Raw genomic sequence first — 21,000 nt, 5'->3', positions numbered from 1 at the left:
ACCTAAAAATCATATCATACTTCATAGCAAATGTAAGGGAATCTGAATGCAATTTTTATTTACGGTGCAATCGAGGAAATAAATAACAATTCAAAAAATGCAATTCTGAGCGGATTTGCAAGGCAGGCATAATATTTTATTAGTTTTATCACCGGACTTCTGATAACAGTACGCTCCCAGGCAAGCTGCCCGAAAACCAATATCAGAATTATGATTGAAGACAGAAGGAAAAGCAGGCAGGAAATAATATCATTTGAAAAACGAACAAATGAATCTACGGTAAAACCAATCGTTACAATAAGGGCAAAAAACAGAAATATATTCTCAAGATACATAGGAAGCAGCCAGTTCTTCGAAATCGGAAGTTCTTCCAGCTGGTTTTTATGCTTTTTATCACATATCATTCCGACAAGAGAATTTATCGCAAGATAAATAGAAGAGGCAAAAATATAATTAATGAGAATTACATAAAGATTAACGCTGTGCCTGAAGCAATAAAAAAGGACAATCGGAGCAAGAGAAAGGCATAAATCAAAAATCCAGTAAAAAGTCAGAAGGAATTTATGCTTCATTTTTAAACCGACATTACACCCATAAACATAATAATAAACCATAAAACAGAAATAATAATATCTACAACGGAAAAGACCATGTATTTTTTTATCTTTTTTCGAGTAGAAATTATTATTGCTGCAAGAGAAAGACAAAAAGCTGGAAGCCAGCCAATAAAAAACAGGACGATTCCAATAATAGCAAAAAAATCATATATACCTGAGCCATTTAATGTACTCTCAAAAATTACTATCACTATCAGAGAAAAAATACAAAAACCGAAAAGAATGACAGGTATAAAACAAAGAATTTTAGGAGATTTCATTTACACCACCTCAACCTAGTCTTCCTAATTCACATTACATTTTTGGAATACCACGGGTTTATTATAGAATAAATGAGAAACGAAATTAAACTGTCTCAAATCAATTTTGTTCTCTAAATATATAAAAGTTTAGTTTTGCATTTACCGATTGCCGTGCTATAATTTTATTGACACGTGTTGACAAACTCAGGAAGACTTATGAAAATCAAAAATATAATTTATGTCAGTCTGCTGGCCCTTATGCTTGCAGACTGCGACAGGAAATCTATGGAAAATGACTTTATCCGCGGCTTTGATGCCAGCGCAGTAAATGATGAATGGAACAAGGACAAATACTTTGATTTTGACAGACAAAAAAAGGACGTCTTTGAAATCCTTAAAAATAACGGAGTAAACTGGATTCGCCTTAGAATATGGAATGACCCGGATAATCCGAACAATCCTGAAAAACCGGGAGCTTCAAATCTTACGACAGTTTTGAATCAGGCTGTCCGGGCAAAATCTTTCGGCCTGAAATTTCTTCTGGATTTCCACTACAGCGATTACTGGGCAGATCCCGGCAAGCAGGCCATTCCCCAAAGCTGGCTGGACTGCAAGACTTCCGATGAAGTAAGTCGCAAGCTTTACGACTGGACAGAAAAAGTCCTAAAGGCTTTGAATGATGCCAATGCCTCGCCGGACATGATTCAGATTGGAAACGAAATCAATACAGGAATTCTGACAGGTTATTATGAAAATGGAAAACTAAAGCCTCTGTCATCAGTTATTGGAGGAAGCTCAACACGGTCAAAGGAAAATTACATAAAATACCTGGCCGCTGGAATTAAAGCAGCCCGCAAGGTCTGTCCACAGTCAAAAATCATGCTCCACGTAGCAGAAGGCGGCGGTAAAATCGAATGGCTTCTGGATATGTATAAAGAAGCAAATCTTGATTATGATGTCATCGGTCTTTCTTACTATCCTTTTGAAAAGACTCACGGTAGTATCGAAAGCCTGGGCGAAAACATCAAATTCTTCCGCAAGAAATACGGCAAAGAAATCGTAATTGCAGAAACCGCTCATCCCTGGTATGCAAAATCCGCCCTTGATGCAGACTTGAAAAATGCTACGGCAAACCTGACTCTAAAAAACGGCAAAATCTACCCTGGAATCACAGAAAATAAAGGAATCGTAAGCGCTTCAGTTCAAAATCAGGCAGCCGTAATCAGCGCCGTTGCAAAAACAGCAAAAGACGCTGGTGCCAAAGGATTTTTTACCTGGGGCGGCGAATACCTGGGCAGCTGGCGTTACGGAATGTTTTCCGACAAGGGAAAAGCTTTTGAAAGCCTGAAATTGTTTCAGGCTGACTTTTAGTAATTTGCCTTCACAAAGGCTTCTGTTTCTTCCAGTGTCGGCAGCGCCGGAATTGCACCACGTTTTGTTACGCAAAGTGACGCTACGGAGTTTGCAAAATTTATATCCTTAATCAGTTCCTCTTTGGTAAAGTTGAGAGGTTTTTCCCGGCGGGTAAGACGGAAGAGAAGACCGCCGTTGAAGCTGTCGCCGGCGCCGGTTGTGTCAGCAACCTTTACCTTTGGCACGCTGATTGTTCCGCTTGCAGTACAGCCTTCTGTCTTTGCAGAATAATAAACGCCCTTTGAGCCCAGGGTAATCATAATAAGCTTTACGCCTTCTGCATGGATTTTTGCAGCTCCTTCCTCGCAAGACACATCACCTAACAAAAGTGCAAGCTCCTCATCAGAAACTTTGACAATATCTGCGTATTTAAAAAGGCTTTTAAGTTCAGACATAGCGTCGCTGCGGCCACGCCAGAGGTTTGCCCGCCAGTTAGGGTCGTAGGAAATGAGTCCGCCGGCCTTTTTTACCACATCAATTGCCTTCAAAGTAGCTGATTTTGCAGGCTGGTCTGTAAGTGAAAGGGAGCCAATATGCAGGATTTTTGTGCTCTGCAAAAGCCCCATATCCAAGTCAGCTTCGCTAAGCTGAGTGTCCGCTCCAGGATTTCTGCAGAATGAAAAATGACGCTCACCGTTTGCGTCCAGAGAAACAAAAGCAAGAGTTGTGTGCTGCTTGTCAGTTGTTCGCATTCCGCTAACCTCAACATTCAAATCCTTGAGGGTATTTTTCAAATCCTCGCCGAAGGAATCGCAGCCTGTCATACCCACAAATGCCGCCTTTCCACCAAGCTTTGCAACGGCGCATGCACAGTTGGCAGGTGCTCCGCCCGGGTTTTCCTCATAAATATTTTTCCCATCCGCAGTTTTTCCCGCGAAGGTAAAGTCAATCAAAATCTCGCCTAAAGCTGTAACATCCATTTAAATCCCCTTATCTTAATTAGCCACAGATGGGACACAGATTCACACAGATAAAATATCTGCGTCCTATCTGTGTTTATCTGCGGCTATTCTCTATTTCATCACGTTAATTAAAACGTCGTATGTTAATTCGCCAGTTCCCTTAACCTGCACGTCAGCTTCCTTCAGAGAACCGTCCGGGCTGATTCCTACTGCAGTCATACCGCCTTTTTTAATCGCAGCTACTCCCGCCTCGGCATCCTCAACGCCCACGCAGTCTGTGTACCAGGCGCCCGAAAGTTCAGCCGCCTCAAGGAAGATGTCTGCCTCAGGTTTAGCCTTCTGAACGCGGTTTGCATCAGCAATTCCTGCAAACATATCCCAGATTTTCAGCGCATCAAGAATGGCAGGTGCATTTTTACTTGAACTTGCAAGCACAGCAGGAACCCCGTGCGCCTTCAGCTCGCCAAGCAAAGTCTTAATTCCCGGGAGAATATCGTCCGGAGTCAGCGTCTTCAAAAGTTCCTTATAACGCTCGTTCTTCCAGAAGCATTTTTCCGCCTTCTTTTCCGCCGTCCAGCTGGCACCATTTTCGCGCAAAATCACCTCAAGCGACTCTTCGCGGCTGATTCCCAGCAGCATTTTGTTCATTTCCTCGTCAAAACGCAGCCCCTCAGCGTCCGCCATCTCCTTCCAGGCCTTATAATGAAGCGGAGCAGTATTTGTAATCACGCCATCCAGATCAAAAAGAACGGCACCTAATTTCTTTTTCAAAGAGAATGAAAGGGTGTCTTCCTGGCCAAGTTCAAACTTTTCATTCCTATGGATTAATACGAGTTTTTCCGCGCCGTGTTCAGACACCAAGGTCTTATCATCAGAGCACTTGCCGCATCCCTTTCGCACCGAATATTTTGCCTCGTCATGTGTCAGACTTACATCAAGTACAAATCCCTTAATCGCTAAAGAGAATTCCAGTCCTTTCCAGCTTTCCGGCAGCTTTGGATCAAAAGAGAAAAGACCGCCGTAATCACGGAAGCCTGCAAATCCATAAACCGTACTCATCCAGCTTCCGGCCATACATGCAGTGTGGATTCCGTCCCGGCTGTTTCCGTTTACGTCGTCAATGTCCATACGGACAGTCTGATTGTAATAATCAAAGGCTTTTTTTGTATCGCCCGCTTCATTTGCCATGATGCTCATAATCGAATAGCTGAGTGACGAATCGCCCGTCGTATATTTCTGATAATACTTGAAGTTGCGGATTTTTTCTGCCTTGCTAAAGCGGCCGCTCAGCAAAAAATGTGCCAGAACTAAATCAGGCTGCTTCAAAACCTTGTGGCGGTAGATTTCCAGCGGATGATAGTGCATCAAAAGCGGATACATAGATTTTGGTGTATTTTCAAAATCCCAGTCAGCCTTGTCCAGGAAGCTGTCATCCTGAGGGTAAATGCCAAGTTCTTTATCAAAAGGAATGTACATGTTCTCGGCGATCTTTTTCCATGCCGATTTTTCTTTATCACTTGCCTGGCTGCCTGAACGAGCCGCACTGATTTCAAGATTTTCTCGCGCCATAAAGTTTGTAAAGGCATTGTTGTTTACGATTGCTGTGTATTCATCAGGACCCGTTACATCATTAATGCAGAATTTATTTCCCTTATGAGGAATAAAAGCGCCGAGGCTTTCCCACATGCGGGCTGTCTGAGCACACATCTTTTCTACGGTTTTCTGATCAAAACCAAGGTCGTCGCCGTGGGCATTCAAAAAACGGTTGAGGGCAAAAATGATGTCCGCATCAATATGATACTGGGCAGTTCCCGCCGGGTAGTAGGCGCTGGTTTCTTCACCGTCGATTGTGCGCCATGGGTAGAGGGCACCTTTCAGATTAAGCTCTGCCGCGCGCTCTTCTGCCTTTGGCAAAATACGGCCGCGATATTCCAGGAGCTTTTTTGCAACTTGCGGCATTGTGTAAGTGAAAACCGGGCAAACGTAGCTTTCTGTGTCCCAGAAAAAGTGACCTTCGTAGCCTTCGCTTGTAAGTCCCTTTGCGCCAATACTTGCCTTTCCCGTTCTGCTTGCAGACTGTAAAAGGTGGAAAAGACTGAAGTGAAGTGCTTCTTCCGATTTTTCGTCGCCGTCAATTTTTATTTTTGCAACCTTCCAGAAGTCAGAAAGGAAGTCCTTCTGTTCTGTAACAGCCGCATCAAAACCAGCATCTGCAAAAGCCTCACATTCTTTTTCTGCCTGCTTTGCAAGGGAATTTATATCGCCACCGTCAGCTTCGCTTTTCCAGCAGTATGTGATGTATTTTTCAAGAATTATTTCTTTTCCGGGCTGTAAAGTAGCCTTTGTAAAAACATACAAAATTTCAGAATTTTCTAACAAAAATCCTTCATTTTTAACGAATTTTTGACAAATTCCATCGATTTTTGCTGAATTTCGCACATTTCCAGCTAAAAAAAGTCCCGATTTTGCTGTTTTTTCGGTAAAGCTGATAATGCCGTTTTCTGCAGAATTTCCGTAAATTTCTACGTTTTTTGAAAGAATTTCCAGCGGTTTGTGGCGGAATTTTGCCCCGATTCTTGGATCATCTTCCGCAAGAATATTTCCCGCAGAAATATCTACGGCGCTGGCAATTTCAATTTCAACTGCCGCATTTCCTATGTTTTTTACGCAATATCTGATTGCGGCGCAGTTTTCATGCTTAAAGGAAACAAGGCGCTCGCTGTGCAGATGGATTTTATCCTGACCATTTTCCCAGTCACATTCGCGGGTAAGAATACCTTTTTCCAAATCTGTGCTCAGGCTGTTAGATTCGCATTTTCCGCTGCTTCCGTCGATTGCAAAAGCCGCTCCATTCACGCGCATTTCAATTCTTTTTGCATCAGGAAGATTCAAAATTGTTTCGTGATTTTTTGCGTATCCATAGGCTGTTTCACCGTATAAAATGCTTTCCTTATCAAAAAATCCGTTTATGTAAGTTCCTTTATGAAAGGTGCCGGCCTTTTCTTCCGTATCGCCGCGCATACCAATATTTCCGTTGCCCAGCGTAAAAAGAGTTTCGTTACGCTGGACGCTGTCTTTTCCAAATTTATCTGTTTTAAAAATCATATAATCTACCTTCCGAAAAAATGATTCCGCAGGGAACCGTAATTTGTTCCGCGGCTTTGCGCTCGACGCAAGCTACGCTTGCTCTGTAGGCACAGTTCCGCGTTGTATGCCATGCATCGCGCAAAAAGCTACACAAATCACGAACCCGCGCTCCGCATTTTTTCTGTATATTTCTTCTTGTTATTTACTATTTCAATTAACTAAAGACAGCGTCCATCGAACTTGCCGGCCAGCTGCCTTCCATTGTATTACCTACAGAACCTCGCTCAGCCAGCGAACCTCGTAAGGTCCAAGTTCCTGCGAAAAATAGTTTTCGTAAATTTTTCCTGTAAGCAAATCCTTGCTTTCTTTTGACCAGGCATCAATTTTTGCACTTGCCGGTCGCTCACTGAAGTTTGCAACAACGTGAATTGTTCCGCGTCTGAAAGCAAAAACTGCAGGATCCTGTACGTCGTAAAAGAAGATTTCTGTACCGCCCAGCATTTTTTCCTGCTTACGAAGTTTAATCACTTTCTTCAAGAAGTCATTAACTTCCTTCTGAGCAGGCAGAAGCTTCTCCTTCCAGTCGGTTTTAATTCTGTGAACCCAGCGGGAATCATCCTTCTGTTCGGCCCGGTCGCGGTAAGAATAATCGTTGAAGACTGCCTTTTCATCATTCGCATACAAAAGCGGAATACCAGGAAGGGCAAAAACAACCGCATACATCATCTGAAGACGGGCTACAGCCATCTTTTCCAGAAGTTCATTTTTAAGCTTTTCAGCCTGCTCAAGACCTGCAAGACTGGCCATTGTTCCGCAGATACGGCAGTCGCCAGTTGTAGGATTCAGCTGGAAAGGCTCACCAGATGCAAAAGTTCCGTCAAAGCGGCCTGTGAAAAATCGGTTTAAGAACTGGCGGTGAGTAAATCCGTTAATTCCAAGGCTGGATGCATCTTCATCACTGAAAGTCCAGCCGATATCATCATGGCAGCGGATATAATTTACCCATGAACAATCGCCCGGAATATACCAGCGTTTTTTAAGAGAAAGATTTAATAAACGTGTATCGCGGGTAGCAACCGTTGACCACAAAAGCGCCATCTGAAGAGGGTTATAGCTGATGGCACATTCGTCCTTGTGAATATACTGTACAACCTGGTCAGGATGAACAATCGCCTCACTCTTGAAAACAAGTGAAGGACAGGCAATGCGAGCTACATACTGAAATGCCTTAATCAGCGTATGGGCCTTTGGAAGGCTTTCGCAAACAGTGCCCTTTTCCTTCCATACGAAAGCAAGAGCGTCCAGACGAAGAACATCCACACCAAGGTTAGCAATTGCAAGCATTTCCTCGCACATTGCCAAAAATACTTCCGGGTTAGAGTAGTTCAAATCCCACTGGAAGGAATTGAAGGTCGTCCACACCCAGATATCCTGTTTTTCCAAGTAAGTAAAAGAGCCTCGGCGCACGGTCGGGAAAATCTCGCGTAAATTGCGGTTCCAGTCGTCAACCTCAGCCTTGTCCTTGTACATGTAATAATAATTCATGTACTTTTCTTCACCCTTTTTAGCCTTAAGCGCCCATTCATGCTCATCGCTTGTATGATTGAAGACAAAATCCAGCACCAGACGGATTCCTTTTTTATGGAATTCGTCCGCTACGAATTTCAAATCTTCAATAGTTCCCAGGCGTGGCTGAACCTTGCGATAAGAAGAGATGGCATAACCGCCATCGTTTTCGCCCTTCGGACAGTCAAAAAGCGGCATAAGATGAACGTAATTAACACCCAGCTCTTCAAAATACGGAATTTTTTCTACAAGCGCGCGTAAGTTTCCGGCAAACAAATCAACATAAAGCATCATGCCTACTGTTTTTTCGCTCTGATACCAGAAATCTTTCCCTTCAGCAGCTTCTTTATCAAGCTTTAAGAGAGACTTATCTCTTGCTTTATTCGCTTCTGACATGATTTTTTCCAGACGGTCAATAATCTGGTAAAAATCCCATCGCTTACCGTACAGAGTAAAAAGCAGCTCTGTAAGGTTTGCCATATTATTTTCAAGTTGAGTGTTATACATAAATAATCCCATAAATTGTCATAGATTATCGGGTCAAGCCCGATAATGACATTTAATTAACCCTTAACTGATCCAGCCAAAAGTCCGCGTACGAAGAATTTCTGCAATCCTAAGAATACACAAAGAGGCAAAATCAAAGAAACGAAGGCACCGGCAGTAAGAAGATGCCAGTCTGTTCCTCGTGTTCCGGCCATGTTCATCAAACGTACGGTTACAACTTCCAGAGTCTGACCAGCGCCGCCACGGGCACCAGAAAGGAATACCAGGGCAACAAGCATATCATTCCAAACCCAGATGAACTGGAAGATAGCGAATGATGCAATTGCTGGCACAGAAAGTGGCAAAATCAGGCGAACAAAAGTTGTAAAGTGGCTTGCACCGTCAATAAATGCTGATTCAAGAATTGAGCGGGGCAGGCTGGAAATATAGTTGAACATCATGTAGGTAGCCAAAGGAAGACCAAAACCCGCATGTGCCAGCCAGATACCCAGGTAAGAACCGTTCAATCCGATTTTGTTGTAGTCACGCAAAATTGGAATCAAAGAAATCTGAAGAGGAACAACCAGCAAAGCGATAATCATTGCGAGTAAAATTCCGCGTCCCTTGAAGTTAAGCCATGCAAAACCGTAAGCAGCGGCAGCGGCAATAAAAATCGGGATGATAACTGCCGGAACAGTAACTGTAATTGAAGAAAGGAAAGCGCTGAGCATTGTAGCACCGCGGATTGCGCTAGTACCGCCAGCAGCATTTCCTACGCTGTAACGCTGACCAAGAAGAACCTGGTTATAGTTATCCATTGTAAAATTCTTCAAAGTAGAAAAAGCCTTCCACCAGCCGGTTGAGTTTGTAGCATCAGCAGTTCTGAAAGATGTAATGAAAATACCAATTGTAGGAATTGTCCACATCAGACAAATCAAAACTAAAACTGCTGTAATTATAATTCCATTTAATGAAACTCTAGTTTCTTTATCCTTCATCATTTGAATACCTCCTTATCTTTGAATTCCTTGAGGTTATAGTAAATTACAGGGCTAACGGCAATCAAAATCAAAATAGCAATAGCCGAACCACGTCCATAATGCAGGAATTTGAACATCTGTTTGTACTGCTGAGAAGCAAGAACTTCTGTTCCGTACAAACCGTTTGTCATAGAGAATACAATATCAAAACACTTAAGGGCTGCAAGGAAAATTGTTGTAGAAACACTGATAAGTGATGAACGGATATTAGGAATAATAATCTGAACAAGGATTCTGAATTCGCCTGCTCCGTCAATTCGGGCAGCTTCAATCATATCTTCTGGAACGGCCTTCAAAGCGGCAGAAAGAACAACAAGGGCAAAACCTGTCTGAAGCCATACGAAGATTACAATAAGGAATAAGCTGTTCCAGGGAGCTTTACCCAACCAGTTCTGCGGCTGTCCTCCCAAGGTAACAACAATTGAGTTCAAAAGACCAATCTGCTCACTTCCAACCGGGCGGAAAGCGTACATAAACTTAAAGATTACGCCAGCACCTACCATTGAAATAGCCATTGGCAGGAAGATGAAAGTTTTAGCAGTTTTTTCGATATAACTTCTTTCAGCAAGGATTGCAGTAATCAAGCCTACAAGAACACTAAAGCCGGTTCCGAAGAAGAGCCAGATTACAGTATTTCTGATAGAAGTAAGCATTGTTTTATCAGTAAAAAGATATTTGTAGTTGTCAAACCATACAAAATGCTCTGATTTCTTATCCATAAAACTGAGTCCAAGGGATCGTACAGTTGGAATAAGAAGATACCATGCCATAATCAGAACAGCAGGTCCAATAAAAATATAAGGAACAATCTTGTTATAAATCTTTGTATTAAAATTCTGAGCAATAAGGTTCAGAGAATAAAACAAGAGTCCAACACTGGCAACGCCCCAGATAACAGCAACAAAAGTTGTCAGGAGCTGATTTAAAACATTGGCACGTAAGGCAAAAAATCCGCCCAGCATAACGAGCGCAGTGCAGCATACAACGCCAATGGTTTTTGTAATTCCAGATTTATCTGTCATACTACCTCACTAAAATAAACCCGCGCACTGCGAGCATTTTTTGAAAAAAATCCCTGCCATACTGTTTTAAGAAAGGCAGGGATGCGTTATTAGAGTTTTTATAAGGCAGCCTGACGTATCACCAGACCACCTTACGCCCGCCACTTAGTTTGGCCAGCTTTCTTCAATGTTCTTAAGACATGTAGCAGAGTTTTCAGCGCCACTTACGTAGTTAACCATGCCTGTCCAGAAAGTACCTGCACCAACTTCAGCTGGCATCAAGTCAGAAGCATCGAAGCGGAATACAGTAGCATTAACCAAAATCTTAGCGATTTCGCGTTCAAGGCTGTTACCATAGTCATCAAAGTTCTGTGTTTTGTGTGGGAACAAAGCACCACCAATTCTTGCCCAAGGAGCACAAGCTTCCCAAGTTGTAAGGAATTCAAGGAATTCATCTACACCAGCTTTGTCGCTGAATTTAACGAACTGGTCACCACCACCAAGAACTGGTGTTCCCCATTTTGAATCAACAGCTGGAAGAGCGAACAATCCAACGCGGTTTTCAAGATCAGCCTGAACATCTTCCTGCATAAATCCAGTAATGAAGTTACCCTGCATGTTCATCATAGCTTTTGGAGGGTTTTCATAGATAGGTTTTACAGAATCACCATAGTTGCTTGTAAGGATGTTTGTTGATCCACCGTAAACATATTTGTTGTTGAGCCAGATTTCACCACAAGTATCCAATGCCTTCTTTACAGCTGGGTCATTGAATGCAATTTCGTGATTTACCCATTTGTCGTAAACATCAGGACCAGCAGTGCGGAGCATCATGTTTTCAAGCCAGTCTGTTCCAGGCCAACCAGAAGCAGCACCAGATTCAAAACCGATTGTCCAAGGAGTATCACCATTAGCAACCATCTTTTCCATCAAAGCCTTGAGCTCTGGCCAGTTATTTGGAACTGTATATCCTTTTGATTCCCAATATGGCTTGTTGTACCATACGAAACTCTTGGCATTTACACGATGGAATACACCGTATGTTTTTCCGTCTTCAGCAGAACCAAGGTCCTTCCAAACTGGAGCATAATTCTTTTCAATTGCCTTAAGTACGTTTGTTCCGAGCGGTTTGATATAACCTTTTGCAGCAAAGTTCTTCATCATACCTGGCTGTGGCAAAGCAGCGATATCAGGTGGAGTACCAGCTTCTGCCTGAACCTGAATCTGTGTTTCGAACTCAGGGCTTCCTTCATAAACTACGTTGAACTCAGGATGTTTCTGATTGAAGAGTTTTACAATTTCTTCAAAGCGAGCCTGTTCCTCACCACGGAAAGCACCAAAAACAAGAATAGTCTTGTCAGCTGCTTTTCCACTTGAACCTGCTTTCTTAGAACATCCCATAAAAGATGCCAGCAAAGCAGCGCCACATAAACCTGCTAGGGCTAATTTTTTCATAATCCGACCTCCTAAAATCTTGCGGATAAACTTTAATAAAATATGTAAAGAACAGCCTTCCTCTGTTCATTCACTAACAAGTTGTATTCCTTTCCACCACGTGCAAAGGCAATTTTATCGAAATAGCCGACTTCTCCGGATTTGAAATGCGCTCCAAAATCTGCTGAGCCGCCTGCCTTCCCGATTCTTCCAGATGCTGGTCAATCGAGCTCAAGCCCACATACTGCGAAATATCAATGTCATCAAAACCAAGGATTTTAATTTTATCCGGGCATTTAATTCCCTTCTGACGCGCCAGATAGTAAAAACGGGTAGCAATCAAATCACTGGAACAGAAAACACAGTCCAAATCTTCAGCCTGATTTAAGAATGCGTTAATTCCCACATCAAGCTTATCCTCAGTAAAATCACCAAGCCAGACATTCTGAGGTTTTATATCAATGCCCTTCTGAGCAAAGAATTTCTTATAACCCTCAAATCGGTCTTCAGTTGCCGGCACCGAATAATCAAGATATGAACTTTCGCCAATAAAACCAGGATTTCGGCAGCCCAGATTGTAAAAATATTCAGCCGCAGTCTTTCCGCCCTTCTTGTTATCAATCACGATGCAGTCAAAATCGTCATAAACGTTTTCAACAAAGCAAACCGGGAAAGAAGCCGATTTCAAAAACTCCTGCATTTCTTCGCTAATCTTTACGCAGAACAAAATCAGTCCGTCCACACGTTTCTGAACCACCAGGCTGGTAACGTAGTTGTTCAAATCTTCAGTTGTGCTGATAGAATAAATCACAAGCTCATAGTGCTCTGGGGCAAGAACCTCAGTAACACCGCGGAGACGCTGCATAAATGAAGGCTGAGTAAAAAATGGTGCAATTACGGCAATTTTTTTGTAAGTTTTTCGCGCATTGATAACCGCATCGGCCTTAGGAACAAAGTTCAGCTCTTTGATAACCTCAAGAACCTGCTGACGTTTCTTTTCGCCAACCAGTTCCGGCGAGTTCAGGACACGACTAACTGTCGCAGGGCTGACACCCGCTTTTTTTGCAACATCATAAATTGTCACCTGTCCCGTAGCTATCAAGTTAAAACTCCTAAAAGTTTCAGAAAGCTGTTTCTGAAACCGCTTTCATGTTATTAATTTCATTTTAACTCGATTTCTTTTTTTGTCAAATTTATTTTGAAGAATTTGTGAAAATTTTTTCAGAAATTTTTGTTTTTAGAAAAATTTGTCGCCAGCCAAGCTACCTGCTCGCATTTCGCAGTTCCCTGACGGTCAGTTCCCGCCCCCTAGGCGGTAACCGCTTCGCGCTGCTCAATTCTCGGGCGTAGTGCCCCGTTAAATATTTAAGGCGCCCTTCCCAAGGACGCCTTTTTTCTATTCAATTCGTAAACCTTCAAGTTTCGCCTTTAATTCGTAAAGTTTGCCTTTCAGCCTTCTAACCTCGTCCAGGCTCTGCATGATTTTACTCACCATGTAAACGTCAGCAAAAACACCGTCAAAGAAGAAATCCGCAAAAGTTGCAAAATTTCCAATCTCCATGCGGTAATCCGCCGGCATCTGAATGCTACCCAAAACCTGCTGAAGACGCTGCATAAGGTAATTTACATCGTCCATAGCACTTCTCGCCCGGTTGAGTTTTGAATGCTTAATCAAATCAGTTATAAAACCGCCGCCCAAAACGTCAAAAAAGCCCCAGTTCCGCGCGCTTGAAAGAGAACGCTCCGCCTGTTCAACATATCCCAAAATCTGGTTAGTAAGATTAATTGCTTCCGAAACCTGAACATTTGCCATAGCGAACTCCTTATAAATAACTTACTAAAAATTAAAAGCAATCGTCAAGAAATAAAAAAGCGCGGAACTAAAAGTCCCACGCTTCTTCCTAAGTATTAGTTTACTTATTTTATCCTATTCATTATGCCACTTTTTAAATACTAAAGAGGTATTAACACCTCCAAAAGCGAAGTTATTGCTCATTACGTATTCAGCATCAGCTTTCAAACCGTCGCCGGTAATGTAATTCAATGGCGCACATTCAGGATCTACGTTTACAAGGTTGCAGTTAGGATGGAACCAGCCTTCGTTCATCATGTGAATTGTAAGCCATGCTTCAACCGCACCGCATGCACCAAGAATATGACCGATATAAGATTTTGTAGAACTGATTGGAACATCACGCTGGAAAACCTTATAAACAGCCTGGCTTTCAGAAATATCACCGTGGTGAGTACCAGTTCCGTGAGCATTTACATATGCAATCTGATCAGCTGTAATTCCAGCATCATCCAAAGCCATCTGCAAAGCATAAGCCTGAGTTTCAGCATTAGGGCTAGTGATGTGAGTTCCGTCCATGTTTGTACCAAAGCCGGCAATTTCAGCATAGATTTTAGCACCACGTTTTACAGCGTGCTCAAGATCTTCCAGAATCAAAGTACCAGAACCTTCACCAATTACAAGACCATCACGATCCTTATCCCAGCATTTTGGAGTCTGTTCAGGAGTTTTATTCATTACCGAAGTTGCACCCAGAGTATCAAAAATTGCAGCATCAGGAGCTGAAAGCTCTTCTGCACCACCAGCAATCATAATGTCCTGGCGACCGTCTTCAATAGCTTCGTAAGCATAACCGATTGACTGTGAACCAGAAGTACAGGCAGTATCAGTTACGATAACACGACCGCGAATCTGATAGTAAACCGAAAGGTTACATGCGTTAGTCTGAGGCATAGCCTTGATGTAAGTCTGGCTGTTCAAATGTGATGAATCACCAGTTCTCATCATTTCTGCAAGGTCACCAATAGCATCCATACTTCCCATACAGGTTCCGTAGGCAATACCAGTGCGTCCGTTTTTCAATTCTTCAATTACGTCTTCCCCGTCTTCAGTCAAAAGTCCGGCATCCTTCAAAGCTTCACTTGTAGTTACAAGAGAAAGAAGTGCAACACGTCCCATACCGCGAATCTTTTTACGTGGGAATGTAGGCAATTCTCCGTCATAAGGACAAGCCAGACGGGTATTCATCTTTGTAAAGCGTTCCCATTCCGGCATATATCTGATTTTATTCTTTCCAGCTTTAAGGTTTGCATAAGCTGTTTCCCAATCACGGCCAAGACCAGAAATCATACTGCCGCCAGTAATAACAACACGGCGCTTTCCATTAGGTTTTGTAAAATTCATATCTATTCCTTCTAAAAAGATTTTCTATTTAATATCCCAAATTTACACAAATTTACTATAAAATGCAACGGAAAGAGATATTTTCAAGATTTTTCGATTTTTAGACTAATTCCGTCCGCCGTGCATGGCAATTTTGTTGTCATACATAATCTTATCAGCTTTTTTGAAGACGTCATCTGCGGATTTGTCTGTGTCAGGATTAAAAACTGCAAGTCCGGCAGCAGCGGAGTATTTCAGCCAGGGCTCTTTTCCTTCATAAAGGCTTTCATTTCCTAACAAATCGGTAAGATTCTTGAAAAGCTTATCACGTTCAGCATAATCGCGGCGTTCAAGAACAGCAACAAATTCATCACCACCAATTCGGAAAACCGGCGAATGCTGGTAAATATCACAGATTATGCTGCAGGAACCAGTAATATAATCGTTGCCGCGTTCGTGGCCGTAGGTGTCGTTAATCAGTTTAAGGTGGTTCAAATCTATCATGACGATTGCAAAGCGGGCCGTTTCACCCTTAATTTTTGCATTCAGAATTTCTACATATTTATCATAGGCAGTCTTATTTTTAACGTGAGTCAGCGAATCCTGATGGGCAAGAACGTTGAGTTTTGTAACGTTTTCCTTAAGGTCGGTAACTTTATGCTCTGCAGCAATCAGATTTTCGGCATAAGCTTTGATGTCGGAAGTCATCTTTGTAACGGCTCGTGAAAGGAATTCAACTTCATTATTTGTCTGAATGTCCGGCTCATTGTAAATCAATTCGCTCGGATTTGCCTGATTATGGCTGATTTTTGCAAATTCAGATACGCTTTTTTCCAGTTTTTCAATCGGCTCAACAATATAAACCTGTCCCCAGGTGATGAAGGAATAACAGAAAACAAAACCGCAGATGATAATCAAAATCAAAACAAGTCTTGTGTGATTGGCAATCGAATTCTTGATGTCACTGATAGACATGTCAGCGCATAAAAATCCTAAAACTTCCTGGTCAGAGCTAATAAGGGGCGTGTAGGCGGTATAATAATTGCCGTATTTAGCAGAATCGCTTTCGTTATAAAATTCAATTCCCTGAGGATGCTTTTTTGACCAGATAAGTTCCTTCATCAAATCCGGCGAAAAAGAAGAGTAAAAAACATCGCCAAGATAATAGATTTTATCGTGATTATCACGCGGCTTGCTTTTGGAAATTCCGTTTATAATGCAGAGGGCATTTTTTGTGGAATCAACATTCAGCGGATCAATGATATAAATATTATCAATATTATAATTAATCAGGATGTTTCTGAGATTATTCTGCAAATCATTGAATTTATCTGATGTTTTTAAGGTGCGCTTACATTCTGCAAGGTCGTTGGTATCAATATTCTGTTCAGCAAATTTCAGGATTTCAGTAAGGTAAATCTGGTTCCTCGCATTCATATTACGCTGAAAAGCTTCATAATTTACAAAAGTAATTATTGCCCCCAGAATGATGACGAAAAAAATACATCTGGCGGTAATGCTTTTCTTCAGAGGACTGGATTTTATTACAGTTTCCATGCGTTAATTATAGCTTAGATTTGAAATAACGCTATTTTTTTATTTTAAAATAAAAAACGCTGGCCGCATAGTCGGCCAGCGAGATGATTTTCATGTAGAAGCTAAAATGACCCGCTGTCGCAGCTCATTTTTTAACGCTTCTGCTATTATCATCACATACCGCCATCAATAACTAATGTCTGACGTGTAATATATCCTGCACCTTCGCTGAGAAGGAATACAGCGGCACTGGCAATTTCTTCCGGCTTTCCGGCGCGGTTCATTGGGATAGTTCCCATAATCATCTGGTAAACATCAGGGTCAATTGCCTTAGTCATTTCAGTTTCTATTACACCAGGGGCAATTACGTTACAAGTGATTGCGCGACGGGCAAGCTCAACAGCCAACGCTTTTGTTGCACCGATAATTCCGGCCTTTGCAGCAGAATAGTTTGTCTGACCGCGGTTTCCGTTCACACCACTTACAGAAGAAATAGTGATAATTCTTCCTCCGCGTTTGTTTTTGCGGCTTGCCATAGGCAAAATCAGCGGATTCAATACGTTGTAGAAACTGTCCAGGTTTGTGTGAATAACCTTATCCCAGTCTTCACCGCTCAAAGCAGCAAAAGTATTATCACGGGTAATTCCCGCATTATTTACAACACCCCACAAAATTCCGTGGCGCGCAGTCAAATCATCAAGTTTAGCCTTGCAGTCATCGCGGTTTGAAACATCAAACTGAATAAGTTCGCCCTGTCCACCGGCAGCCTGAATCTGAGCCAAAGTTTCCTCAGCCTTTCCCTTGCTTCCGTTATAGTGACAGATTACATAATATCCGGCCTTAGCAGCCTCAACAGCAATCGCGCGACCAATTCCGCCGCTCGCACCAGTTACCAGAACTTTTTTGTCTGCATTAACATTTTCCATTTTATTCACTCCTTGCAGGTTCCCCTCGCTTCGCTCGGGTCGGGCTTTTCGGGGTTCCGCTATCGCTACATTGCACGCAGCAAGCTGCTTACCAACAGCTCCGCTGCCCCTACAATCCCTAACCCTTTTTATTTTACAAGGTTTTGCCTGAAAACAAAAGTGTAATAAGGCTCCTGCGGACTGGAAAAAGGCTCATAAACCGCTTTTTCAACAAGTTCAAAACCATGCTTAAAATACCAGTCATAATTACACTCGCAGTCAGTCCACAAATACATGTTTTTAAAACCCTGACCAGCCAGATCTGCCTTAAACCGCTCTAAAAGAGGATTCCCGCAGCCTTTTTTTAGGCTTACAAAAAGAGCAAGCTTTATATCATCTTTTTCCATAAGCTCATAAACTCTGGAATCCATTAAATCTAAAAATGTACGTGAAAGTTTAAAAGAATACTTCTGCTCTTCCGTCAGATTTTTTCCATTGCAGGTGGCCTCATTAAACCATTTATCAAGCTGCTTTTTTTCTGAATCAAAATGTTTTTTTGTGGCAAAAGCCGCAGCTGCAAAAGGATTTTCCTCTGCAACCTTTGCTTTTTCTTTCAGCCCCTGAATGGAATATTCATACTCGCTGATGTTGCTTTGCACAACAAATTCAGCATAAAGGCGCCTAAAGCTTTTTTCAGCCTCTGGCGGCGCCCACATTGTCTCAACTAAATCAACAATTCGTGGAATATTTTTTAAATCAAATTCCGAATAAATCATTTTAGTTAGAACCGAACAACGCCTCAGCGTCCTCAGTTTCCATAACCGAAATCTTCGCTGTCACCTTAGGCTCAGCGGCATCAACTTCTGTAAAAAGCTCACAGATGTATCTGTAAACATGATTTTCTTCATCACGAAAATCTTCGCTTACCTTCATCTGAACAGTTGTGCCGTTCTTAAAGTAATCAACGTCAGCCTTAAACTCCATTACAGAAAGAATAAATCCAGGAAGCGGAGTTCTGCCTTTTTCAGTATTTGTAATACCAGTCAATGCAGAAATACCCTGAGCCAGGAACTCAAAACCAGCCCAGCTAGGAACGCCGTCAGCATCAGCTTCATAGAAAATGCAGTCCGGAGTAATATCAGTTTCAGCTGTCAAAGTGTGATTATCAGTATCGTGAGCAGTAGAACGGCTCAAAAGAAACATTTTACCACGGTGAGGCAGCATAACTTCCAGTTCATCATGATCCAAAAACTGCGGAATAATTTTTACTTTTTCTGCCATATTATGCCTCCACCTCATTCAAAGCATTAAAACTTCCAGACGAATAAACCTTTCCTTCCACCCTAGCATCGCCCATAGTAAAAGAAACCAGGCCCTTTTCCTTCTTATAAGTCATTTCCAGCTTAATCAAAGTATCCGGCTTAATAGGAGCCGAAAACTTCATGCGTTTAATAGTTGGTACATAACGCTGAGTCTTAAAATACTTCTTAGAAAAACGGGTGATAATTTCAAACTGAGCTACAGCCGGAAGCAGCTTGTACTGAGGAAAATGTCCGTCAAAAAAATCACAGGAAGCCGGAATCACAAATTCCAGAACGATTTTATTATCTTCCTGCAAAACAATCTTTTCATTCACGATATCATGCTGATTATTCATTACTAATTCCTTAATATCCTTAAAAAAGAAAAAACCGGCTGCATATCTATACATCCGGTTTTGCTAAAAATGCAGTTTCTGTCCCGCGCTTAGTTCATATAAGGAACAAGAGCGTCAACTACATCCTGAACTGTCTTAACTGATTTGAAAATTGAAGGATCAACATTTCCTTTATCAGCAGGCATAAATTCCTTCATTTTTACAATCAAGTCAATTGAGTCAATAGAATCCAAGTCAAGATCATCACCAAGAAGTGCGTCTGGAGTAACATCTCCCTCATCCAATTCAAATTCGTTTACAAGAATGTTCTTGAGTTTGTCAAAAATTTCGTCTTTAGACATTTATAACTCCTGTGGAGGCTCGCCGGTCAGAGCGAGCCATGTTCTATATTTAGATAATATTTTATTTAAAATCACGAAAAAAGTCTAGCGTACAATATGGCGCAAGTCTCCCAGCCTACTCGCACTTCCGGGTTCGCTGACGCTCAGCCTCCTCACTTCGTTCCGGTGGCCGGCAAGCCGCCCTGCAGTTCTCGGGCGTTGCGGCTCTTAAAATTGTTTTTTCAAAACTCCCAAATATAAGATATAATTTCCTTATGACTTCATCCGACATAAAAGCCTTAATTCCTTTTTTCGAAGAGCTAACCCCTCAGCAAATAGATTTAATTTTGCAATCTGCCCAGGAAAAAACCTTAGATGCGGGGAATATCATTTCCACCGGCGGCGGTTCCTGCCAGGGCTTTATAATCGTAAAAGACGGATTGATTGGCGCCAGCATGGTCAGTGAGGATGGCCGTGAAGCTGAACTTTTTGAACTGAATGTCGGGGAAACCTGCATTTTGTCTGCCAGCTGTATTTTTTTGCCTAAGGCCTTTCACGTTCAGATGACGGCAGAAAAAACTTCCCGGGTCATTATAATTCCATCATCAACTGTGGAAAAACTTCGCGAGCAGAATATTCATGTTGAACTTTTTGCCTATAAAACGATGACTGCCCGCTTTGCAAATGTAATGCAGGCTGTGGAAGAACTGCTTTTTGTGCCGGTGGAAAAGCGGCTTGCCAAGATGCTTTTGAGGCTGGGGAAAAGGGAACCATCCCCGACGGCAATCCTAATAACCCAGGACGCCCTGGCCAAAAAACTGGGGACTGCGCGCGAAGTTGTTTCCCGCACGCTTTCCTCATTAAAAGACCGCGGAATTCTTGAAGTTGGCCGCGGTCAAATCAGAATTACAAAGCCTTCCTTGCTTCAGGAGCTGGCTCTAAAGTAGCGTAATTCTTGCTCTGTTTTAGCATATAAATTGCACTTTTTGGACATGCGTCGGCACATACACCGCATCGCAAACAGTCGCTTTCTTTTACAATACCGCCCTTGAACCTGGCAGGGTGCAGCTGCATGGGGCAGGCGCGGGCGCATTTTCCGCATGAAATACATTTTTCGGTAACAGTAATAGGGTTCGGGTGCTTTCTGAAGTGAGAAATCATAGCGGCAACGCTTCCCATCGGACAGAAGGAACACCATGTACGCTCATTCCAGATAAAGCTGAAAACGATTCCGACAAGAGTTGTAATGACTATCATGCGGTAAAATACAAAACCAATTCCCGCCAGATTTCCCCAGTTTTTCCTGATTCCCAGGGCAAACATAGTCATCATAAAGGCGAAAACTGCAACGCGGAAGGGGATGCTCTTAAAAAGACGGGGCACAGGGCGTTTTGCGGCAAATCTTTTCATCACGCGGTCAAAAAAATTTCCCCGCGGACAGAGATTTCCACACCAGAAGCGGCCTGCAAAAAATGAAAGGAAAATCGGGCTTACCATGCAGAAAATTGCCGCAAGCGCAAATCGAAAATCAAAAAGGCTGGCGATAATCATTGCCAGCAAAACAATAAACGAATACTTCTTCCAAAAACTAAAAATTGCTTTCATACTGCCCATTTTAC

The 21,000-nt window shown here is 42.3% G+C and carries 20 protein-coding genes; 2 read left to right on the top strand and 18 right to left on the bottom strand.

Annotated elements, in window-relative coordinates:
* Positions 1-59: 59 nt before the first annotated feature.
* Positions 60-572 (bottom strand): hypothetical protein, encoded by a 513-nt coding sequence (locus T530_RS0106665; protein ID WP_027728340.1) that lies wholly within the window; start codon positions 570-572, stop codon positions 60-62.
* A 2-nt stretch (positions 573-574) separates the two neighbouring features.
* Entirely contained in the window at positions 575-877 is a 303-nt protein-coding gene (locus T530_RS0106660) for a hypothetical protein (RefSeq protein ID WP_027728339.1), read from the bottom strand.
* A gap of 198 nt (positions 878-1,075) precedes the next feature.
* On the opposite strand from T530_RS0106660, the gene T530_RS13775 reads away from it, so the two are divergent.
* Positions 1,076-2,230, top strand: a complete 1,155-nt coding sequence (locus tag T530_RS13775; RefSeq protein WP_051537872.1) for a glycosyl hydrolase 53 family protein — start codon at positions 1,076-1,078, stop codon at positions 2,228-2,230.
* Here the strand turns inward: T530_RS13775 and T530_RS0106650 are convergent.
* The 15 genes from T530_RS0106650 to T530_RS0106580 all read right to left on the bottom strand — a co-directional run bounded on the left by T530_RS0106650 (position 2,227) and on the right by T530_RS0106580 (position 19,402).
* Positions 2,227-3,192 carry a carbohydrate kinase gene (locus T530_RS0106650; protein WP_027728338.1) on the bottom strand — a complete coding sequence of 322 codons (966 nt, stop codon included), beginning with the start codon at positions 3,190-3,192 and terminating at the stop codon, positions 2,227-2,229. The genes T530_RS13775 and T530_RS0106650 overlap by 4 nt on opposite strands.
* 93 nt (positions 3,193-3,285) lie before the next feature.
* Complete coding sequence (gene pgmB, locus T530_RS13770; RefSeq protein ID WP_051537871.1) at positions 3,286-6,279, bottom strand: beta-phosphoglucomutase; 2,994 nt, start codon at positions 6,277-6,279, stop codon at positions 3,286-3,288.
* Positions 6,280-6,531: 252 nt separating this feature from the next.
* Positions 6,532-8,334 carry an amylosucrase gene (locus tag T530_RS0106640; RefSeq protein WP_027728337.1) on the bottom strand — a complete coding sequence of 601 codons (1,803 nt, stop codon included), beginning with the start codon at positions 8,332-8,334 and terminating at the stop codon, positions 6,532-6,534.
* 56 nt (positions 8,335-8,390) lie between these two features.
* A complete protein-coding gene (locus T530_RS0106635) occupies positions 8,391-9,314 on the bottom strand; it encodes a carbohydrate ABC transporter permease (RefSeq protein ID WP_156011566.1) in 924 nt (307 codons plus the stop codon).
* Positions 9,311-10,375: a carbohydrate ABC transporter permease gene (locus T530_RS0106630; protein WP_027728335.1), complete on the bottom strand. Its 1,065-nt coding sequence runs from the start codon at positions 10,373-10,375 to the stop codon at positions 9,311-9,313. The genes T530_RS0106635 and T530_RS0106630 overlap by 4 nt, the downstream gene beginning before the upstream one ends.
* A 144-nt stretch (positions 10,376-10,519) precedes the next feature.
* Positions 10,520-11,809, bottom strand: a complete 1,290-nt coding sequence (locus T530_RS0106625) for an ABC transporter substrate-binding protein (RefSeq protein ID WP_027728334.1) — start codon at positions 11,807-11,809, stop codon at positions 10,520-10,522.
* A 73-nt stretch (positions 11,810-11,882) separates the two neighbouring features.
* Positions 11,883-12,890, bottom strand: a complete 1,008-nt coding sequence (locus T530_RS0106620) for a LacI family DNA-binding transcriptional regulator (protein ID WP_027728333.1) — start codon at positions 12,888-12,890, stop codon at positions 11,883-11,885.
* A 294-nt stretch (positions 12,891-13,184) separates the two neighbouring features.
* Positions 13,185-13,601 carry a hypothetical protein gene (locus T530_RS0106615; protein WP_027728332.1) on the bottom strand — a complete coding sequence of 139 codons (417 nt, stop codon included), beginning with the start codon at positions 13,599-13,601 and terminating at the stop codon, positions 13,185-13,187.
* A 114-nt stretch (positions 13,602-13,715) separates the two neighbouring features.
* A complete protein-coding gene (locus T530_RS0106610) occupies positions 13,716-14,984 on the bottom strand; it encodes a beta-ketoacyl-ACP synthase (protein WP_027728331.1) in 1,269 nt (422 codons plus the stop codon).
* Positions 14,985-15,089: 105 nt separating this feature from the next.
* Positions 15,090-16,520: a GGDEF domain-containing protein gene (locus T530_RS14725; protein ID WP_027728330.1), complete on the bottom strand. Its 1,431-nt coding sequence runs from the start codon at positions 16,518-16,520 to the stop codon at positions 15,090-15,092.
* A gap of 152 nt (positions 16,521-16,672) precedes the next feature.
* Positions 16,673-17,425, bottom strand: a complete 753-nt coding sequence (fabG, locus tag T530_RS0106600) for a 3-oxoacyl-ACP reductase FabG (protein WP_027728329.1) — start codon at positions 17,423-17,425, stop codon at positions 16,673-16,675.
* A 128-nt stretch (positions 17,426-17,553) separates the two neighbouring features.
* Positions 17,554-18,180: a hypothetical protein gene (locus tag T530_RS0106595; protein ID WP_027728328.1), complete on the bottom strand. Its 627-nt coding sequence runs from the start codon at positions 18,178-18,180 to the stop codon at positions 17,554-17,556.
* A gap of 1 nt (position 18,181) precedes the next feature.
* Entirely contained in the window at positions 18,182-18,685 is a 504-nt protein-coding gene (locus T530_RS0106590; RefSeq protein WP_027728327.1) for a 3-hydroxylacyl-ACP dehydratase, read from the bottom strand.
* Between the two features lies 1 nt (position 18,686).
* The gene (locus T530_RS0106585; RefSeq protein WP_027728326.1) at positions 18,687-19,061 is read right to left on the bottom strand and encodes a 3-hydroxymyristoyl-ACP dehydratase; all 375 of its coding nucleotides are present in this window, start codon (positions 19,059-19,061) and stop codon (positions 18,687-18,689) included.
* 89 nt (positions 19,062-19,150) lie between these two features.
* Entirely contained in the window at positions 19,151-19,402 is a 252-nt protein-coding gene (locus tag T530_RS0106580) for an acyl carrier protein (RefSeq protein WP_009107077.1), read from the bottom strand.
* Positions 19,403-19,656: 254 nt separating this feature from the next.
* Here T530_RS0106580 and T530_RS0106575 point away from each other — a divergent pair, with 254 nt between their 5' ends.
* Positions 19,657-20,328 (top strand): Crp/Fnr family transcriptional regulator, encoded by a 672-nt coding sequence (locus tag T530_RS0106575; protein WP_027728325.1) that lies wholly within the window; start codon positions 19,657-19,659, stop codon positions 20,326-20,328.
* On the opposite strand, the gene T530_RS13760 is transcribed toward T530_RS0106575, so the two are convergent.
* Entirely contained in the window at positions 20,288-20,986 is a 699-nt protein-coding gene (locus tag T530_RS13760) for a 4Fe-4S binding protein (RefSeq protein ID WP_081773685.1), read from the bottom strand. The two genes, T530_RS0106575 and T530_RS13760, sit on opposite strands and share 41 nt — an antisense overlap.
* Positions 20,987-21,000 lie beyond the last annotated feature (14 nt).

It is taken from the genome of Treponema sp. C6A8 (assembly GCF_000619925.1).
Classification (GTDB): Bacteria; Spirochaetota; Spirochaetia; order Treponematales; family Treponemataceae; genus Treponema_D.
This window is presented reverse-complemented; position numbering and strand designations above follow the sequence as displayed.

Excerpts from the sequence above, each read along its gene's own strand:
- T530_RS0106665 (WP_027728340.1), bottom strand. The coding sequence starts at position 572 with ATGAAGCATAAATTCCTTCTGACTTTTTACTGGATTTTTGATTTATGC.
- T530_RS0106660 (WP_027728339.1), bottom strand. The coding sequence starts at position 877 with ATGAAATCTCCTAAAATTCTTTGTTTTATACCTGTCATTCTTTTCGGT.
- T530_RS13775 (WP_051537872.1), top strand. The coding sequence starts at position 1,076 with ATGAAAATCAAAAATATAATTTATGTCAGTCTGCTGGCCCTTATGCTT.
- T530_RS0106650 (WP_027728338.1), bottom strand. The coding sequence starts at position 3,192 with ATGGATGTTACAGCTTTAGGCGAGATTTTGATTGACTTTACCTTCGCG.
- pgmB (WP_051537871.1), bottom strand. The coding sequence starts at position 6,279 with ATGATTTTTAAAACAGATAAATTTGGAAAAGACAGCGTCCAGCGTAAC.
- T530_RS0106640 (WP_027728337.1), bottom strand. The coding sequence starts at position 8,334 with ATGTATAACACTCAACTTGAAAATAATATGGCAAACCTTACAGAGCTG.
- T530_RS0106635 (WP_156011566.1), bottom strand. The coding sequence starts at position 9,314 with ATGATGAAGGATAAAGAAACTAGAGTTTCATTAAATGGAATTATAATT.
- T530_RS0106630 (WP_027728335.1), bottom strand. The coding sequence starts at position 10,375 with ATGACAGATAAATCTGGAATTACAAAAACCATTGGCGTTGTATGCTGC.
- T530_RS0106625 (WP_027728334.1), bottom strand. The coding sequence starts at position 11,809 with ATGAAAAAATTAGCCCTAGCAGGTTTATGTGGCGCTGCTTTGCTGGCA.
- T530_RS0106615 (WP_027728332.1), bottom strand. The coding sequence starts at position 13,601 with ATGGCAAATGTTCAGGTTTCGGAAGCAATTAATCTTACTAACCAGATT.
- T530_RS0106610 (WP_027728331.1), bottom strand. The coding sequence starts at position 14,984 with ATGAATTTTACAAAACCTAATGGAAAGCGCCGTGTTGTTATTACTGGC.
- T530_RS14725 (WP_027728330.1), bottom strand. The coding sequence starts at position 16,520 with ATGGAAACTGTAATAAAATCCAGTCCTCTGAAGAAAAGCATTACCGCC.
- fabG (WP_027728329.1), bottom strand. The coding sequence starts at position 17,425 with ATGGAAAATGTTAATGCAGACAAAAAAGTTCTGGTAACTGGTGCGAGC.
- T530_RS0106595 (WP_027728328.1), bottom strand. The coding sequence starts at position 18,180 with ATGATTTATTCGGAATTTGATTTAAAAAATATTCCACGAATTGTTGAT.
- T530_RS0106590 (WP_027728327.1), bottom strand. The coding sequence starts at position 18,685 with ATGGCAGAAAAAGTAAAAATTATTCCGCAGTTTTTGGATCATGATGAA.
- T530_RS0106585 (WP_027728326.1), bottom strand. The coding sequence starts at position 19,061 with ATGAATAATCAGCATGATATCGTGAATGAAAAGATTGTTTTGCAGGAA.
- T530_RS0106580 (WP_009107077.1), bottom strand. The coding sequence starts at position 19,402 with ATGTCTAAAGACGAAATTTTTGACAAACTCAAGAACATTCTTGTAAAC.
- T530_RS0106575 (WP_027728325.1), top strand. The coding sequence starts at position 19,657 with ATGACTTCATCCGACATAAAAGCCTTAATTCCTTTTTTCGAAGAGCTA.
- T530_RS13760 (WP_081773685.1), bottom strand. The coding sequence starts at position 20,986 with ATGAAAGCAATTTTTAGTTTTTGGAAGAAGTATTCGTTTATTGTTTTG.